Source organism: Mesorhizobium sp. P2_H9 (assembly GCF_056403215.1).
Map to the genome: position 1 here is coordinate 108,673 of NZ_JBFUFX010000012.1, position 17,633 is coordinate 126,305.

11 protein-coding genes are annotated in these 17,633 nt (G+C 63.3%); 5 read left to right on the top strand and 6 right to left on the bottom strand.

The genetic code is table 11. The features are described from left to right. Positions 1–236: 236 nt before the first annotated feature. On the top strand, positions 237–1,319 hold the full coding sequence (locus AC1DXN_RS22820) for a trypsin-like serine peptidase (protein WP_477271275.1): 1,083 nt from the start codon (positions 237–239) through the stop codon (positions 1,317–1,319). 189 nt (positions 1,320–1,508) lie between these two features. Next, a complete protein-coding gene (locus AC1DXN_RS22825) occupies positions 1,509–3,314 on the top strand; it encodes an MORN repeat-containing protein (protein ID WP_477271277.1) in 1,806 nt (601 codons plus the stop codon). Between the two features lie 29 nt (positions 3,315–3,343). Here AC1DXN_RS22825 and amrB read toward each other — a convergent pair whose 3' ends face one another. The 5 genes from amrB to AC1DXN_RS22850 form a co-directional block, all read right to left on the bottom strand. Continuing rightward, on the bottom strand, positions 3,344–5,029 hold the full coding sequence (gene amrB, locus AC1DXN_RS22830; protein ID WP_477271279.1) for an AmmeMemoRadiSam system protein B: 1,686 nt from the start codon (positions 5,027–5,029) through the stop codon (positions 3,344–3,346). Then, positions 5,026–7,989, bottom strand: a complete 2,964-nt coding sequence (locus tag AC1DXN_RS22835) for a caspase family protein (RefSeq protein WP_477271281.1) — start codon at positions 7,987–7,989, stop codon at positions 5,026–5,028. Before AC1DXN_RS22835 ends, amrB begins: the two co-directional genes overlap by 4 nt. 75 nt (positions 7,990–8,064) lie before the next feature. Next, positions 8,065–8,775 (bottom strand): DUF4760 domain-containing protein, encoded by a 711-nt coding sequence (locus AC1DXN_RS22840; protein ID WP_477271283.1) that lies wholly within the window; start codon positions 8,773–8,775, stop codon positions 8,065–8,067. Beyond that, complete coding sequence (locus tag AC1DXN_RS22845; protein ID WP_477271285.1) at positions 8,772–9,161, bottom strand: hypothetical protein; 390 nt, start codon at positions 9,159–9,161, stop codon at positions 8,772–8,774. Before AC1DXN_RS22845 ends, AC1DXN_RS22840 begins: the two co-directional genes overlap by 4 nt. A 91-nt stretch (positions 9,162–9,252) precedes the next feature. After that, positions 9,253–11,472, bottom strand: a complete 2,220-nt coding sequence (locus AC1DXN_RS22850; RefSeq protein WP_477421668.1) for a caspase family protein — start codon at positions 11,470–11,472, stop codon at positions 9,253–9,255. Between the two features lie 243 nt (positions 11,473–11,715). Here AC1DXN_RS22850 and AC1DXN_RS22855 point away from each other — a divergent pair, with 243 nt between their 5' ends. After that, positions 11,716–12,120, top strand: a complete 405-nt coding sequence (locus AC1DXN_RS22855) for a Fur family transcriptional regulator (RefSeq protein ID WP_023675234.1) — start codon at positions 11,716–11,718, stop codon at positions 12,118–12,120. A gap of 6 nt (positions 12,121–12,126) precedes the next feature. On the opposite strand, the gene polA is transcribed toward AC1DXN_RS22855, so the two are convergent. Further along, the gene (polA, locus tag AC1DXN_RS22860) at positions 12,127–15,087 is read right to left on the bottom strand and encodes a DNA polymerase I (protein ID WP_477271289.1); all 2,961 of its coding nucleotides are present in this window, start codon (positions 15,085–15,087) and stop codon (positions 12,127–12,129) included. Positions 15,088–15,499: 412 nt separating this feature from the next. Between polA and AC1DXN_RS22865 the strand changes: the two genes are divergently transcribed. Together AC1DXN_RS22865 and AC1DXN_RS22870 are read left to right on the top strand one after the other, a co-directional pair. Beyond that, positions 15,500–16,885 (top strand): M20/M25/M40 family metallo-hydrolase, encoded by a 1,386-nt coding sequence (locus AC1DXN_RS22865; protein ID WP_477271291.1) that lies wholly within the window; start codon positions 15,500–15,502, stop codon positions 16,883–16,885. A gap of 78 nt (positions 16,886–16,963) precedes the next feature. After that, on the top strand, positions 16,964–17,584 hold the full coding sequence (locus tag AC1DXN_RS22870) for a ribonuclease D (RefSeq protein WP_477271293.1): 621 nt from the start codon (positions 16,964–16,966) through the stop codon (positions 17,582–17,584). The last annotated feature ends 49 nt before the right edge of the window (positions 17,585–17,633 follow it).

Sequence of the window (17,633 nt, forward strand, 5' to 3'; positions counted from 1 at the left end):
TCAAAACCCTATAGCCCCCCACGGGCTACGTGGAAGTGATTTGTCATTGCCAATGTTGGATTATTTTAGGCAATATGCCGTCGCGGCGGTTTTTGGCGGGGGCCTTGAACCGGCGGCTCTGAGCAACAATCCGGTACAGTTGCGATTAACCAATATCATTTTTCGGCGCCACCACGATCTCGACAATATTTCTCTATTTTGATCCACTCCTTGCTGACTTTTGGGAGAGTCTCACCATGACAAAACTGACAAACACCATCCTAGTATCCGCATTGCTTTCCACTGCAATGTGGGCGCTGCCCGCCTTCGCCTCCGATCCTGGCTCCGCGAATGCCGGCAACGGCGAAAGCATGCGCGATGTCGGGACGGGCGACTACCAGCCTGGCCGGGCGAAGCCGATCGCGCCGCCGAAACTGACCGAAGACGAAGCCAGCCGTGCAGCGCCGCTGACCGACGAGGCAACGGCGGTCAAATCCTACGGCATCGTCGGACATTCCGCCGATGGCAAGGACATCAAGATCGACGCCAGCGAGACGCTGAGGGATCTTGTCATCAAGGAACTTAATGCGCCGGCCGACGGGCAGAAGTCCGACAATTCCGGGCTGACGGGGGGTGAAGAAGCCGGCCGTCAGGTTTTTGGAACCGACGATCGCGAGCAGATCAAGAACACCAAGACCTACCCGTTCACCGCGATCGGCTATCTCGAAGGCAAATCGAAGAGCGGCAGCTATGGCAGCTGCTCGGCGACGCTGATCGGCCCGCGCACGGTGCTCACCGCGGCGCACTGCCTGTACAGCCACGAAGACAAGGCCTGGCTCGACGACCTCCTGTTCGTGCCGGCTCTCAATGGCAGCACAGCCGACGACGCACCGTTCGGCGCCTTCACCTATGAAAGCGCCTACATCGTCCAGGGCTTCATCGACAACTACCAGGGTTACTACGGTTCGGTTATCCCGTGGGATCTCGGCATCGTCACGCTGAAGCAGGATGTCGGTACCAATCTCGGCTGGCTCGGCTATGCCAACTATGACGATCTTGGTGATTTCACCGCCAACATCGTCGGCTATCCCGGCGACAAGCCGATGGGCACGATGTGGAAGGCGACCTGCGAAGTGCATGCCGAAAACATCGGCCCGGAGTATTTCCAGTACGACTGCGATACCTATCCGGGGTCGAGCGGCAGCTCGGTCTATGCTTATGACAACGGCGCCAAGCAGCGCGTCATCACCGGTGTGAACGTGGCTGAAAGCCCGGATGCCAACACTGCCGTGCGCCTCAGCGCCGTCAATGTGCAGTGGATCAACAGCTTGTACAAATAAGCCTGACGGTTGTCGCGCCGAAAGACGAGAAACCAGCAATCCAGAAAACCGGCGGGGGGACGTTCCCGCCGCCGGTTTTTTTTGTACCGGCGCGGCTCCCTTGCGCCGGCTTGCGTCGGCGCTTACGCTCAACGCTCCAAGGGGTTGGGGGTCATGGTGCGGGCAGGGACGATCTCAGCGATCAGGGCGATGACGGCCGCATCGATGCTGGCTGCGCTGACATGTTTTCCAGCTTTGGCCAACCAAGGCGGTACGCCGCAGGCTGGCGCCTGGGCCGATCGGGTGCAGATCCTCTACCAGAGCGAGACGCGTTCGGTGCTGCGCAAAACAGTGCGCGTGTGGGACTTCCATCCGGAGCTGGATCTCGACTTCGTCTGGGAGCCGGCGGCCGGCCAGTCGCCCGACCGGACGATCGCCGCCGACGGCACCGTCAACGGCAAGGGCAGGCTGGTCTGGCGGGTGCGCGGCTCGGCGAGCTACGACCCCAGGACCGTCTACTCCAGCTACTTCGGCGACATCAAAAACGGCCGGCCCGATGGGCAAGGCCGATTTGAGCTCCGCTCGGGCGAAATTCTCGAGGGTCATTGGGTTGCCGGTGAACTCGATGGCCGCGGCATCCATGTCGATGCCGACGGCAATCGCTATGAGGGCGATTTCGTCGCCGGCGTGCCGAATGGCGCGGGACGTTTGCTGTCGAAGACCGGCGAAATCTTTGCCGGTTCATTTGCCGACGGCCTGAAGAATGGCAAGGGTCGAACCCGTCTGCCGGGCGGCACTGTCTATGAGTCGCAGTGGGTAATGGGCAAGGAGATCGGCGGCTCGCGTCCCGATGTGCTGGCCGACGCCAGGGTGGGCGGACTGCTCAAGGCGCAAGCCGGCGGCGGCGATGCCGACAAGGTCGAGATCGGCGTTGCCGTCGACCAGCGCATGACCCAGCAGTCGGACATGCAGTACCAGCATCTGGTGCGCGACGAGGACATCGCGATCTACCCGAGCTCGGACGAATACAACAACGGCTGGAACGGCACCGGCCAGATCACCACCAGCAATGTCTACGAGGGCATGGACTGGGAGAATGCGCCGGCCTTTGCCGAGGTCGATCTCAAGACGACCGACCGGTCGAAGGTCAAGCTCGCCAGTCTGGAAATGAAGGTCGCCGCCAGCGACGCCTATCGCAAGCCGATGCTGTCGCTGGTCGAGCATTTCGGCTGTGTCGGCTTCCGGCCGGATTTCTCGATCCTCAACAATGGCTGGGGCGAAGCCAAGGACATGAAGATGTCGCTGCAGTTCACCACTGTTGATGAGGAGGACAACCCGACCGGCGAGCCCAGCCGCACGTTCACCAAGGATATCGGCACTGTCGGCGAGGGCGCCGATGTGTCGATCAAGAACGTGCTCGCCGAGGCGGGGGTGGATACGGCGAGCCTCGAAACCGGACGCTTCTCCTGCCAGTCGGCCGATGCCCTCAACGTCTGCCGCAGCCAGCTCACCAACAAGATCAAGTTCGGCGAAGTGGCCGACTATCTCGGCAGCCTCAACCAGGCAATGACAGTCAATGCGATTGGCAAGTTCGACTATTCCTGGTCGGACGATCAGGGCAACGTCACGCAGCAGAGTGAGCCGTTTCGCGTATCGATGACCCTGGTCGTGTTCGAGATTCCGGAATCGTTGGCCGAATGCGGCGACGGCGGCGGCGGTACGCCGGAAGCGATGCGCTATCAGAACATCGAATTCCCGATCGGCAAGCACGACTACGCCATCTCCATGCCGGTGCGCGGCAACAAGAACCTCAGCGCCTACACAGCGCGGCTGAAGATGTGGTCGTCGATGTCATCGATCCATCGCTTCAGCATCGCCGCCCACTTCGCCGACGGCAGCATCCGCGAAAGCAAGCCGGTCACCTTCTTCTATTTCCGGCCGAAGGAGGCGCTGTTCCTAACCAAGACCGAACCGGCGGCCTGCTATCTGCCACGCGAGATGGCGGGATGTGGTTGAGCGATTCGCGCGGACTTTCGGAAAGGCGCCTATTTGCGCCCCATCTCGAAATAGTTGGGCAGCGGAATGAGCCGGGCAAAGATCGTGCCCTGGTCGAAAACGCGCAATTCCAGCATCGAGCCTGACGAGCGCTCGGCGCTCTGGTCGAACAGGAAATTGCCGAGCGAGTAGACCTCCGCCACATCGCCGCCACCGAGCGGCAGGATCGCTTCGCTCGACACATGCGGATGGCCGCCGATGATGGCCGAGACACCACGCAGCCGCATCTGGTCGGCCAGCATGTCCTCGCGCGTCGACGGCTCTGTCTTGTATTCGCGGCCCCAATGCACGAAGGCGATCACCGGCCGCTCGGCATTCTCGTGCAGCAGGCGGTCGAGCAGGGCGGGCGTCAGCAGATCGGTGTTCTTCGAGCCGTTGGTGTCGATATCGGTCAGGCCGACGAGATCGAGATCGGCAAGCGCCTGCGTCTCGCCCTGGCCGAAATGCGCAATGCCCGCTGCATCGAGCGCGCGCAGCGTCTCGGCATAGCCGGACGGGCCAAGATCGAAGGCGTGGTTGTTGGCGAGGCCGACAGCGGCGACATGCAATCTCTTCAACATGTCGACAACCAGCCCCTCGGGCATCGCCAGCGTCATGTCGTCGATGGCCTCCGGCACATTGGGCAGCACGACGCCTTCGAGGTTGACGATGAGCGGCCGCGACCTGGTCAATGCCAGGACGTTGTCAACGATCCGCTCAGTGACGCCGTCGCGGACCAAGATCTTGCGCATGGCGCGGCCGAAATTCACGTCGCCGGCAAAGTAAAAGATCTTGTCTTTCGCCCGGGCCGGGTTGTTGAAACCGGGGCCGAAGGCGCCGAACAGCGCCACGACATAGCTGGTGGTTCGCTCGACATAGTCGCTCGTGTGCGCTTGCGAATTCTCATTGGCGATGACCAGCGGCCCGGCGCCGAACAGCGTCCGCTGCAGCTTGGTCTGGATATAGAGCGCACCGACGGAATCGGCGTGATCCGGCTGGCGCAGGGCCGCGATGCCGTCGAGCGAGCCGGCGGCCAGGATGTTCAGCGTCTGCTGGTCGAAGCGGCGGGCGTCGTGCTGCGGCAAATAATGGGAGAAGTCGGTCGATTCGACGATCAGCGTATCGTCATCGACGATCGCTTTCAGAGCTTCCGCCAGCCGATCCCAGTCGCCACGGTGCGCCTTGACCGACATTGCCACCGGAACAATTTTCGCTTCGGGAAAATAGTGATGCAGGAAGGGCAGCATGGCCAGCACTCCATGCTCCTGGGCGAACAGGCAGGAGTCCTCCACCATGTCGCTATTGGTCTCCAGCCGACGCGCTGCATCGGCATCGGTGGTGACCTCGCCAAGCACGGTGTCGAAGCCGCGCGTCGTGGTGGCAAACAGTTTCCGCGTCTTGTGGAAATGGTCCGGCGACAGGATGACGATGCGCTTGTAGCGGAAGCCGGACGCTGCGCGGAATCCGAGGGCGACAAGATCGGCGGTCAGGAGATGATGCGGCACGGTGATACCGGTCAGCCGCTGGTTGGAGGGTTCGAAATCGGCGACCTTGGCGATGGCGTCCGTGAAGAGTGTGGGGTCGTCGTAGAAGCGAGAAAAGTTTTCGTTGCCCGGCGGGCAGGCGACTGGTGCGGCCAAGGCCGCTGCAAGCGTAGTCAGGGACAGGATGGCCAGCGCCAGCAGGCGAACCGTCATGGCTCGGCCAGGATGATGTTCTCCACGCCGCCGACATAATAGAACGGCTTCTGCCGCGAGGCGGTCAGCCGCACCACCTCGCGCGAGATGTAGTCGGCGAGGCCGAATAGCGTCACGCCGCCGTCGGAAGTTTTGGCTTTGCCGCGCAGGCCTTCGAGAACCGAATAGGTGAAGACGCCGTGGCCGAGCTCGGGCAGTTCGGCGGCGGTGTTGTTGGCGGCGGTGGCCGAGAAGACGACGATGCGCGCGTCCTGCGCGTCCTTTTCCAGGCGCGGGTTGAAGGCATTGGCGGCATGGCAGGTGTCGAGCAGCATGAAGCGCATGCCCTTAGCCCGCTCGACCGACTTCTGGATGTCCGACCAGTCGACCAGGGAAGACCGCTTCCAGCGCTCGGCGTCCTGTTTGCGGCCGTCGGTCGGGATGAAATAGTAGTCCTCGTCGATGTTGATGCCGTGGCCGGCGACGAAGATGATGGTGGTGTCGTTCTCGCCTGGCTTGTCGAGGAAATCGGCGAGCTGGTCGTCGATCGTGTCCGCGTCGGGCTCCAGGACGCTGTCGGCGCTTGCGACCCTGAACACTTCCGTGCCGCCGTCGGGCGTCTCGTCCAGGGCTTCGCGGTTGACCAGCACCAGCGTCTCCATCGACGAAAACAAAGGCGCCGATTTCTGCGCGATCACGTTGAGGAATTCCGTCGCGTCGTCGACGGGGTAGCGCAGATCGCATGCGTGGCCGGCACAGGCCTCGGTGAGGAAAGGATATTTGTCGACGCCGATCACGGCCACATAGAGCTTGCCCTTGTTGGCAATCTTCTCGGTCTTCTTGGCCAGCGCCGTCACGCTGCGCTCCGTGAGGTAGCCGAATTCGTTGGTGCCGGTGATGCGAATGGTGTTTTCGCCGTTCTCGACCGGCACTTCGATGATGGTGTTTTTGCCGCCGTCGACCGAACGCGCGGTGACGTCGCCAACATTGCGGCTGTTCGACAGGATCGAGAAACCGGCGACATTTGCGCCGGCTTCACTGGCGCCGGTGATCTCGACAGCGACATAGCCGTCGCGGACGTTGCTCTGATCGGCGGCGAGCTTGAGGCCAAATTCCGGCGGCTTGCGCTGCAGCAGCTTCTGCAGCTCGTGATCGACGCCCGGCCGCATCTCCTCGGCCGCCTGTTCGGCGCTGCGCAGGATGATCGCGCGGCGCACCATTTCCGGGCTCCACAGATATTTCTTCAATTGGCCGGCACTGATGAAGCGGCCTTCATGGTCGCGGCCCTGATTGACCTGCCATCCCACAAGCTTGTCACCCTCGTCCGACGAATAGTAATAACCCTGCGGCATCCAGGCGATCCACTCTGAGCCGGCAAAGAACATCGACACGATCAGCCTGTGCGTCTTCAGGTTCCACAGCCGCAAGGTCTGGTCGGCGCTGCCGGTGACCAGCAGGCCGGCGTCCTCCGAGACGGCCATGGCGTTGATCTCGCCGGTATGGCCGGTGAATTCGCCGGAGATCTTGGCGGTCGCGGTTCTGTATTCAAGCAGCGTTCCGTCATTGCCGCCGGTGATCAGGCCAAGCCCATTGTCGATCAGCGTGTAGGCCGAATGGACGAAGCCGTTGGTAGCGTCGTTTTCGATGCTGCGCACCACCTTGCCGCCATTGACGATTTCCAGCACGGCGTTTTCGAGTGCGTCCTTGCCGCCCGGTGCGGTACGAAGCGACCATTGGCCGTCATCCAGAGCCGCCCGCGCATAGGCGCCCTGTTCGGCCGCCGGCTGCGGGTTGTCGAAGAAACGCTCCGCCGTCGGCAATGCCAGCATCTTGTCGAGCCCGCCTTGCCGTTCCGGACAGGAGACGCGTTCAGGGCAGGGATTGGCATTGCCCCAGGCGACGACGCCGTTCGCCGCGTCGATGCCGACCGCGGTCACCGGTTCGCCGGCGCCCTGCAGCAGCGCCTTGCGCTCGCCGGTGGCGGGGTCCCAGACCTGGATGGCGTTGCGGGTGCCGCCGGCGGTCGCCACCAGCGAGCCGTCGGCATTGGCGGCGCTGGCAAAGACGGTGCCGTCATGGCCGCCGTAGTCGCGCTCGACCGCGCCGCTGTCGGTGTTCCAGACGATGGAGCGATGCTTGTCGGCACAACGATAGCCGCAGGACGCGACCAGCCGCGCCCCCGAAGCAAAGGTCAGCGAACCGATGAAGAAATCCTGCTTCGGCATGGCGCGAACGAGCCTGCCGTCCGCGGCGCGCCAGAGCTGCACCAGCCCGTCCTTGTCGCCAGTGGCAAACAGGCTGCCGTCCTGCGACACGGCGAGCGCGGCGACGCTGACGTCCCGCAACGCCTCGGCCTCGGCGGGCAGAGCGATCTCCTCGCCCTTGGCGACATCCCAGAGCCGGATGCCGTTGTCGGTGGTTGTCGCTGCCAGACGGGTTCCCGAGGCGGCGAAGGCGAGCTTGTCGATATGCCAGGAATCGGCGTCGAGTTTGCTGCCCAGTGTCCAGCCGGTCGCTGATGCCTCATCCGGCCGCCACAGATAGACGAAGCCGTCAGCGCCGCCGGCTGCCAGGGTCCTTCCATCGGCAGAGAAGGTAAGGTCATAGATCGCATAGTCGGCAGCCTTCAGCACCGCCTTGATCTTGCCGGTCGAGAAATCGAACAGCCTGATATCGCCATAGGGCGGCTTGTCGCCGAGGCTGGCGCCGAAATAGCCGCCGGCGGCGATGGTCTTGCCGTCCGGCGACACCGCGACCGCAAAGATCTTGCCGTCGCTGCCTTGCCCGAGATAGCCGCGAATGGTGCGCAGGCTCACCCCGCTTTGCCAGTCCCAGATGCGGATGGTCTTGTCGTTCGATGCGGAGACCAGTTCCTGGCCGTCCGGCGTGAAGGCAAGGTCGTTCACCTGCGCGCTGTGGCCGCCGGTGTTGAGATCGAGATGGAAATCCAGCGCGTCTTCGGCGTGGACGGCTGACGCCATGACAAAGGCGCCGGCTACGGCCAGCCAGCGGAGAGCGCGCATAAGGGGTGAGCGGCCCGGCATGAGGTGCGGCCGCTATTTGGACTGAGCCGGAGGCGGCCCTTCGTGCACATAGGTCTCGATCGCCGAGGCAAAGTTGGAAGAACCGGCCTTGCGTTCCTTGTCGATATAGCCGGCAAAATAGCTCCAGAAGGAAACCGCATAGTCGCGGAAATAGGCGTCGGCCACTTCGCGCGAGCACAATTTGCCGTCGACGCAGATGGAGAGGCGGTTGAGGAAATAGACGACGCGATCAAAATTATCGCTGAAATCGGCAAGCGGCATGGTGCCGCCAGTTGCCGTCATTGCCTCGATGCCGATGCGCTGCCTGAACACCTGCTCCTCGGTCGGCGTCGGGTTGGCGCTGAGCAGATTGTCGTATTTGGCATTCAGCGCCGCCAGCCGCTCCTTGAGCGCCCGCTGCGCCTCATGGAAGTCCTTGCTTTCCCAAAGCTCGACCAGCGACATCGTCTGCTCGACGCGCTTCTGGTCCTGGTTGGCGAGAAACTGATAGACCGAAAAGGCCAGGGTGAAGATGATCGCCAGACGCACGGCCAGCCCCGCCCAGGCATAGACGAGCATGCGCCAGTCGCGATCGGTGAAGGGGTTCGCCTCCTTCTTGATCTCGTGGGCGCTCGGCCACGGAAAGCCTTCGGTGGTTTCCGGCAAAGTCTCCGGCTTCTTGTTCGCTGCCGGCGCTTGCGCCGCCAGCGCCTGTTGTGTTGCGTTGCCCCCCGGCTTTTTCATCCGCAGCTGTCCAGTTCGATGGTGGCGGTCGGGTCCAGCACGACGCCGGGCGCCTCGAGTTTCTTCTTCAGGCAATCGAGCTGCGTGCGTGAAATCATGAACTGCACGTCCGGCTCTGCCGGCGCCTTGTTCGGTGATGGCAAGGGCTCGACCACGCCGCGCGAGGCACAGTTGCTCAAATCGACCACGACGGCGCCGTTGCCGGTTTTGGCGATCTGGTCGTACTGGTCGAGAAAGCAGCTCGCCAGCTCGGAATTGGTGATGATCTGCTTGGCGCACAGGCCGCAGGCCTCATCCGCCGAAGCATTGGCGACCGACAGCCCGGCCATGAGGCCGATGGCTGTTGCGCGCCAGGAAAACACTGAGATAGTCACGAATGTCCTCATCTGTTTCATCCGGCCCCCGTCGCCAGGGCCGCGAATGTTCACATATCATGCCCGCGCAAGGGCCGTCACGGCAATGCCAGTCTGGCTCAGCTCAGCTGCGCGGCACCGTCTCCATCGGGAAGATCATCACCGCGCCCTTCGGACCGCTCTTGTCGGCAAGCTTCATCACCGAGCGCGTCGCCGGCGCCATGCCGATATCGGTCAGCATGGCGGAAAAGCCTTGCCCGCCGACCGCGCGTGTCGCCGAGGGAACGCCGTCCTGCGCCAGGAAGCTCAGATCCTCTTTCTCGCTCTGCGGCGGCGCCTCGGTCAGCACGGCGATCATTCGCTCCATGCCGAAGCTGGTGTCGGTGAAGGCGAGCAGGCCTTCCTTCAAGCCGGCGTCCGGCGATCCGTTGGCAGGGGCCAGCCGCTCGGCGACGATATGGGTGATCGAATAGTCGCTGCCGACATAGAGCACATTGATGTCGACATAGGCGTCGGATTCATTGCGAGCCAGGACATGCACCTGGTCGCCGGGGGATACGCGCGGCACGGTCGAAGCCTGCAGCGGCTCCAGCGCGTCGCTGTCCTTGCGTTTGATCTGGAATTCGACGCTGACCTCGTCCGGCCGATAGTCGGACGCGGCGGCGAGCCGCGACAGGCCGGTGGCGCGGAAGATCGTCGTCAGGTTCTTGGCCGTCGCGTCGACCAGCTTGTCGCGGTCATCGGGATGAATGATGATCAGCGGCGGCTTGCTGCCGTCCTTCAGCGACACGTCGCCCGAGGCGGTCAGGAACCACAGCGCCGGCTTGTCGGTGGCATCCTTGGCGGCGCCGGCGATGGCGTTTTCGCGCAGCACCGCGAGCCGCAGGTCGGCGCTCTTGCCGGGCTCGACCAGCGCGATGTGGAAGCCTGAGTTCTCCCTGGCGGCCAGTTCGTCGAGAACCGCATTGATGAGGGTGGTTTCCGTCTCGAGCCCTGCGGTCGCCGCCGGCCGCGCCACCACGAGCTTGTAGTCGACGGCGAGTTCGGCCAGCCGCGCATAGGCGTTGGCAGGAATGTCTGCCAGCTTCAGCGCCGGCTTGTTGTCGAACTCGACCGGCTTGACGCGGCTTTCCAGGTTTTTCGCCGACTCGACTTCCAGATAGCCGAGCGCTTCGGAGAGCTGCGACAGCGCTGAGGGCAGGATGGCGAGCTTGCTGCCCGGGGTGAGGCGATGCAGCAGCCCGGCGCCGATCGTCGCCTCGTCATCCTTGATCACAACAGGCCATTGCATGACCGCATCGGTCTTGTCGGTGCCGAAGACGCGTGCGTCGAGTTCGCCTTCGAACAGCGGCGTCGGCCGCGTGCGGCTGTCGGCCGAATATTGCTGCAGCACGGCCTGGCCGAGCTGGCGGTAGGTGACATCAGGGCTCTCGGCCAGTTTCGACAGGATGGTGAAGGTGAACAGGCCGAAGCGCGGCGCATCGGCAGTGCCCTTGGGCAACGGCATCTCAGGCGTCGTTTCGACCGTCTGCGCGGCATAGAAGGCGACCAGCTTGCCCCTGGTGATCGGCTCGCCGCCGGTTGGGGTCAGGTTGAAGGCAGGCTTGCGGCCGCCGTTCTCGTCGAAGCCGCGCGATGCGCCGGCGGCTATGTCGTCATAGCTCTTGACGGCAGCGGCCTTCGCCGCCGCGTCGCCACCGACCAGATCGGCGAACTCGACCTTGCGCTCCATCTCGTCGTCGACTTCGGCGGCGCGCGTCGCCGTCCCGGAGTGGCAGCAGTCGAACACGACCCAGACGAAGGCGCCCTTGTCGCGGATGGCGTCGAGTGCCGCGCCAACCTCGTTGTCGACCAGCGCATTCGGCACGCCCTCTTCGCGCTTGACCCATTTGTCGATGTCGACGGGCAGGAAAATCTCGTCGAGACCGTCGGTCTCGTCGCCCGCCTTGGCTTGCGGCTGTTGAGCGCCGTGACCGGACAAATGCAGATAGACGAAATCGTCGCGTTGGACCTTGGCGGCGAGATCGGCAAGTGCTGCCTTGATCGCCGCGTGCGTCGGCAGGCCGTTGGCGCCTTCGACATCCTTGGCGAGCAGCGTGACGTTTTCGGCGGCAAATTTCACCGGAGCCGGCGTGTTCTTCAACAGATAGTCGCGCACCAGACCGGCATCGTTCTTGGGACCGATCAGCCAGTTCTTCTGCGGCAGGTTCGGGTAGTCGGTGCAAGCGACCAGCAGTGCATGGTAGGTGCGCGCGGCGGCGAAGGCGCGGAACGATAGCGTGCCGGCAGCCGTCAGCGCGGACGCGCCGACGAGCAGCGTCCGTCGTGTCAATTTGATCATCATTGCTTCCCCAAGCCCGATCGAATTTCCAGTGCCGCAACCCTTCGCCGAGGATTTTGTCAGTATTTTGAATGTCGTGCGGCGATCCGTCTCGCAATCGGACTTTCCCGCCGAGAAGGCGCCGATGTCGTCTTTGTCAGCCAGAAACAGTAGCAAAAATGACGGTTCGTCGCTATCTGAATGGCTCAGGAACCATTCGCATGCAGAAATAGACTGCCAACGGCGCAGACGGGTTGGAACGAGATCATGGCCGCTAGGGATGTGCTGACGAAGAACCAGCTGTGCGTGCTCGAAAAGCTCGAGGCGGCCAGCGGGCCGCTCAGTGCCTATACATTGCTCGACCAATTGCGCGAACGCGGCTTTCGCGCGCCGCTGCAGGTCTACCGCGCGCTCGACACGCTGGTGAAGTCCGGCTTTGTGCACAGGCTAGAAAGCCTCAACTCCTTCGTCGCCTGCGCCGAGCCGCACGACCACAGCCATTCGATGACCGCCTTCGCCATTTGCGACACATGCGGGCAGGTGACGGAATTCTCCGACCATGATGTCGGCCACCGGCTGGACGAATGGGTACGGTCCACCGGCTTTGCCGCCAAGAAGGCGGTGATCGAGTTCCGCGGCACCTGCGCCAAGTGCCTGGCCGAGGCCGCCTGAACTGGCTTAGTGCGCCTCGTCCCAGTTGTTGGCGGCCCGGGCATCGACATGCAGCGGCACCGACATCGAAACCGCCGGCATCGGCGCATTCTCCATCACGCCGCGGACGACAGGGATCGTCGCCTCGACTTCCGCCTCCACCGTTTCGAAGATCAGCTCATCATGCACCTGCAGCAGCATGCGGGCGGAGAGCCCGGCCTTGTCCAGCGCATCCTCCATGTGCACCATGGCGCGACGGATGATGTCGGCGGCGGTGCCTTGCAGGCGCGCGTTGATCGAGGCGCGTTCGTTGAAGGCGCGGATCGAGGGATTTGACGATCTGATCTCCGGATAATGAATGCGGCGGCCAAAGATGGTTTCGACGAAGCCGTGTTCGCGGGCATAGGCCTTGGTCGCTTCGATGTAGTCGCGAATGCCGGGGAAGCGCTCGAAATATTTCTTGATGTAGGCGCCGGCCTCGTCGCGCGGGATCGACAGCTGGTTGGCGAGGCCGAAGGCGGAAATGCCGTAGATGATGCCGAAATTGATCGCCTTGGCGCGGCGGCGGATCTCGCCGGGCATGCCTTCGACCGGCACGTTGAACATTTCCGACGCGGTGATGGCGTGGATGTCGGCGCCATCGGCGAAGGCCTGCTTGAGCTGCGGGATCTCGGCGACATGGGCGAGCACACGCAATTCGATCTGGCTGTAGTCGGCCGAGACCAGCTTGTTGCCTTTGTCGGCGATGAAAGCGGTCCTGATCTTGCGGCCTTCGGCCGTGCGCACCGGGATGTTCTGCAAATTGGGATCGGAGGACGACAGCCGGCCGGTCGTCGTCGCGGCTAGCGCGTAGGAGGTGTGGACGCGCTTGCTGTCGGGATGGATGAAGCCGGGCAGCGCATCGGTATAGGTCGATTTCAGCTTGGTGAGCTGGCGCCAGTCGACGATCTTGCGCGGCAGTTCGTGGCCCTCGGCGGCGAGGTCTTCCAGAAGCTGCGCCGAGGTCGACCATTGCCCGGTCTTGGTCTTCGAACCGCCGGGCAGCCCCATGCGTCCGAACAAAATGTCGCCGAGCTGCTTGGGCGAACCGATGTTGATGCGCTCGCCGATGAGCTGGTAGATTTCCTCCTCCAGCCGGGCAGCGCCTTGCGCCAGTTCGCCTGACAGTCGCGACAGGATCTGCCGGTCGACGGAGATGCCGCGCTGTTCCATTCTGGCCAGCACCGGCACCAGCGGCCGCTCCAGCCGCTCATAGACCGAGACCAGGCCCTTGGCCGCCAGCCGTGGCTTCAGCACCTGCCAGAGCCTGAGCGTCACATCGGCGTGGCCTGCGGCATAGGCCGTCGCCTTGTCGATATCGACCTGGTCGAAGCCGACGAAGCTTTTCCCCGAACCGGCCAGCTCCTTGAGCGGCGTCGTCGAATGGCCAAGCCATTTCTCAGAAAGAGCGGCTAGGGTGTGGTGGCCGGTGCCGGCGTCGAGCACGTAGGAGATCAGCATGGTGTCGTCGAAGGGCGTGACATCGATACCGTGGCGGCTCATGACGACGAGGCCGGATTTCAGCTCCTGCGCGATCTTGAGAACGGACTTGTCTTCCAGCAGCGGCTTCAGCAGCGCCAGCGCCTCGCGGACCGGGATCTGGTTGTCGAGCGCGCCGCCGCCGAGCAGGTCGCCGTTGCCGCTCTTGTGGGTCAGCGGCAGATAGGCGGCGCGACCGGGCGCGGTGGCGATTGCCAGGCCGATGAGTTCGGCCTGCATCGGATCGGGCGAGGTGGTCTCGGTCTCGAAGGCGACGACGCCGGCGGCAACCGCCTCTGATATCCAGGCCTTCAGCGTGGCGGTGTCGCGGATGGCGACGTAGGCACTGGTGTCGATCTTGCCCGCGCCGGCAGCTTCCAGGCGAAGTGCCGAGAGCAGGGAAGGGGTGTCGCCTTGCCTGGCCGCTTCCGCCCTGGGCGTGCCTGCCGCTGCGTCCCCTGTCCCTGCCAAACTGTCCGTCGTGCTTTTGGCGATCGGCGCCCCCGACCCGACATCGGGACCATGCGCCGTATCGGCACGCTCGACGGTGACCGTGACAGCCTGGACATCGCCGGCCTCGGTTGCGGTCGCTTCCGCGACACGGCGGGTCAGCGATGTAAATTCCATGGTCTTGAGGAAGCCGATCAGCTTGGGTCCGTCGGGCTCATGCAGCACGAAATCGTCAAGCCCGTCGATTACCGGCACGTCGTTCTTCAGCGTCACCAGCTGGCGCGAAATGCGCGCCTTGTCGGCATTGGCGATGATGGATTCGCGCCTTTTGTCCTGCTTGATCTCGCCGGCGCGGGCGAGCAGCGCGTCGAGATCGCCGAACTGTTCGAGCAATTGCGCCGCCGTTTTCGGCCCGATGCCCGGCACGCCAGGCACATTGTCGACCGAATCCCCGGTCAGCGCCTGCAGGTCGATCATCTTGTCCGGCGGTACGCCCCATTTCTCGATGACTTCCGGGACGCCGATCTGGCGGTCCTTCATCGGGTCGTACATGCCGACCGTGGGGCCGACCAGCTGCATCAGATCCTTGTCGGAGGAGATGATGGTGGCGTCGCCGCCGGCTTCGCTGGCCAGCCGGCAATAGGTGGCGATGAGATCGTCGGCCTCGAAGCCTTCCATCTCGATGCAGGGCAGGTTGAAGGCCTTTGTCGCCTGGCGGATCAGGCCGAATTGCGGGATCAGGTCTTCGGGCGGCGCCGAGCGGTTGGCCTTGTATTCCGGGTAGAGCTCATTGCGAAAGGTTTTCGACGAATAGTCGAAAATGACCGCGAAATGCGTCGGCACGATGCCGACATCGGTGTTGCGAGCATCCAGCATCAGCTTCCACAGCATGTTGCAGAAGCCGGAAACGGCCCCGACCGGCAGACCGTCGGATTTGCGGGTCAGCGGCGGCAGCGCGTGATAGGCGCGGAAAATGTAGCCGGAGCCATCGATAAGGAAGAGATGATCGCCTTTTTTCATGCCGGCAGGGATAGCGCGGCATGATGCTGCGGTCCATGGCAAAGGCGGCTTCAACCACTGGTTCCAGCAACACCCTGACAGAGTGGTCGGCTCACGCACATGTTACAAAAGTGTAATTTTGGCGCCCTTGAAACGCCACGTTCGAAGACACAAATAAAGCGCATCGGCAGTTTTCGCCGAGTCCGGAGCAAGGCCCGTCCCCCGCCTATCCCGGACACTTGCGGCAGCCTATCCCCCCTCTCCGGGCTGCCGCATCGTTTCGAGTAAAACGCCGCCGTGGTTCCCCCTCCACCACGGCGGCATTTTTTTGCCTTGCGACAGCTATTGGTGGCCCGTGGTCCAATGATCGCGGGCTTTTCGTTCTGGAGCCGCGCCGTTAGGGTTGCCGCTCAGAATCGAAAGGCTTGACCCGATGTCCGCAGTTTCCCCCGTCCTCGACCGTCTCGACAGCAATTTCGACCAGAGCCTGGAGCGCCTGTTCGGCCTGCTCAGGATCAAGTCGATCTCCACCGATCCGGCCTATGCCGCCGACTGCCGCAAGGCGGCGGAATGGCTGGTGGCCGAGCTCAAGCTGATCGGCTTCGACGCCAGCGTGCGCGACACGCCCGGCCATCCGATGGTGGTTGCGCATCATGACGGGCCAGCCGGCGCCCCGCATGTGCTGTTTTATGGGCATTACGACGTGCAGCCGGTCGACCCGATCGAGCTCTGGGAAAACGATCCGTTCGCACCCGCGGTGAAAGAGGTCGCACCCGGCCACAAGGTGATCACCGGCCGCGGCTCGGCCGATGACAAGGGGCAGTTGATGACCTTCGTCGAGGCCTGTCGCGCCTGGAAACAGGAGCATGGCGGCCTGCCTTGCCGCATCACCATCCTGTTCGAGGGTGAGGAGGAGTCCGGTTCGCCGTCGCTGAAGCCGTTCCTCGAAGCCAACGCCGCCGAACTCAAGGCTGATTTCGCGCTGGTCTGCGACACCGGCATGTGGGACCGCGAGACGCCGTCGATCTGCGTGGCGCTGCGCGGGCTGGTCGGCGAGGAGATCACCGTCAAGGCCGCCGATCGCGACCTGCATTCCGGGCTCTACGGCGGTGCCGCTGCCAATCCGATCCGCATCCTGGCGAAAATCCTGGCCGACATCCACGACAAGGATGGCCACATCACCATTCCGGGTTTCTATGACGGCGTCGAAGAAACCCCTTCGCAGATACTGAAATCCTGGGAGACGCTGGGCGAGACGGCCGAAACCTTCCTTGGGCCCATTGGCCTGTCGATCCCGTCGGGCGAAAAGGGCCGCTCGGTGCTGGAACTGACCTGGGCGCGGCCAACGGCCGAGTTCAACGGCATCATAGGCGGCTATACCGGCAAGGGCTTCAAGACAGTGATCGCGGCTGAAGCCTCGGCGAAAGTGTCGTTCCGCCTTGTCCACAAGCAGGATCCCCAGAAGATCCGCGCCGCTTTCCAGAAATTCGTAGAGGAGCGCATTCCTGGGGACTGCTCGGTCGAATTCCACCCGCATGGCGGCTCGCCGGCTATCCAGCTTTCCTACGACTCGTCGTTCCTGGCCAAGGCCAAGAATGCGCTGTCGGATGAATGGCCAAAGCCGGCGGTGACGACGGGCAGCGGCGGTTCGATCCCGGTGGTCGGCGATTTCCAGACCTATCTCGGTATCGAATCCCTGCTGGTCGGCTTCGGTCTCGATGACGACCGTATCCATTCGCCCAACGAGAAATATGAGCTGACCTCCTTCCACAAGGGGCAGCGTTCCTGGGCGCGCATTCTCGATGCGCTGACGCGCTGAACGGGCCAACGGACAAGTTTCTGTTGATTTTTCATTGCATCGCGGCGAGGACGGGTAGCGCCGTGACCGGAGAAGACGATGAGCGATATCCGCTTTCATAAAAACGACCTGCCCGACCTCTCGCACTACAATGTCGGGGCGGTGGCCATCGACACCGAGACGCTGGGGCTGAACCCGCATCGCGACCGGCTCTGCGTGGTGCAGATCTCGCCCGGTGACGGCACGGCCGACGTCATCCAGATCGCACCCGGCCAGAAGAAGGCGCCGAACCTTGTCAGCCTGCTCAGGAATCGCGGCATCACCAAGCTGTTCCATTTCGGCCGTTTCGACATCGCCGTGCTCTACAACGCCTTCGGCGTCATGGCCGAACCGGTGTTCTGCACCAAGATCGCCTCGCGGCTGACCCGCACCTACACCGATCGGCACGGGCTGAAGGATATCTGCAACGAACTGTTGGGCGTCAGCCTGTCCAAGGTGCAACAATCGTCGGATTGGGCGGCCGAGACACTGTCACCCGAACAGCTCGAATATGCCGCATCCGACGTGCTCTATCTGCACCGGCTGCGCGATGTGCTGGCCGGGCGGCTGGCGCGCGAGAACCGGACCAAGGAAGCCGACGCCTGCTTCCGCTTCCTGCCGACGCGTGCCAAGCTCGACCTGCTGGGCTGGGGCGAGGAAGACATTTTCGCCCATAGCTGATGGCTTTGGCGGGAACCAGGACGCTTCAAGCTGCGTTCTTTCGGCTCAA

What these genes read in the sequence shown, in the direction of transcription:
- AC1DXN_RS22820 (WP_477271275.1), top strand. Translation starts at nt 237, where the DNA reads ATGACAAAACTGACAAACACCATCCTAGTATCCGCATTGCTTTCCACT.
- AC1DXN_RS22825 (WP_477271277.1), top strand. Translation starts at nt 1,509, where the DNA reads ATGACGGCCGCATCGATGCTGGCTGCGCTGACATGTTTTCCAGCTTTG.
- amrB (WP_477271279.1), bottom strand. Translation starts at nt 5,029, where the DNA reads ATGACGGTTCGCCTGCTGGCGCTGGCCATCCTGTCCCTGACTACGCTT.
- AC1DXN_RS22835 (WP_477271281.1), bottom strand. Translation starts at nt 7,989, where the DNA reads ATGGCGTCAGCCGTCCACGCCGAAGACGCGCTGGATTTCCATCTCGAT.
- AC1DXN_RS22840 (WP_477271283.1), bottom strand. Translation starts at nt 8,775, where the DNA reads ATGAAAAAGCCGGGGGGCAACGCAACACAACAGGCGCTGGCGGCGCAA.
- AC1DXN_RS22845 (WP_477271285.1), bottom strand. Translation starts at nt 9,161, where the DNA reads ATGAGGACATTCGTGACTATCTCAGTGTTTTCCTGGCGCGCAACAGCC.
- AC1DXN_RS22850 (WP_477421668.1), bottom strand. Translation starts at nt 11,472, where the DNA reads ATGATGATCAAATTGACACGACGGACGCTGCTCGTCGGCGCGTCCGCG.
- AC1DXN_RS22855 (WP_023675234.1), top strand. Translation starts at nt 11,716, where the DNA reads ATGGCCGCTAGGGATGTGCTGACGAAGAACCAGCTGTGCGTGCTCGAA.
- polA (WP_477271289.1), bottom strand. Translation starts at nt 15,087, where the DNA reads ATGAAAAAAGGCGATCATCTCTTCCTTATCGATGGCTCCGGCTACATT.
- AC1DXN_RS22865 (WP_477271291.1), top strand. Translation starts at nt 15,500, where the DNA reads ATGTCCGCAGTTTCCCCCGTCCTCGACCGTCTCGACAGCAATTTCGAC.
- AC1DXN_RS22870 (WP_477271293.1), top strand. Translation starts at nt 16,964, where the DNA reads ATGAGCGATATCCGCTTTCATAAAAACGACCTGCCCGACCTCTCGCAC.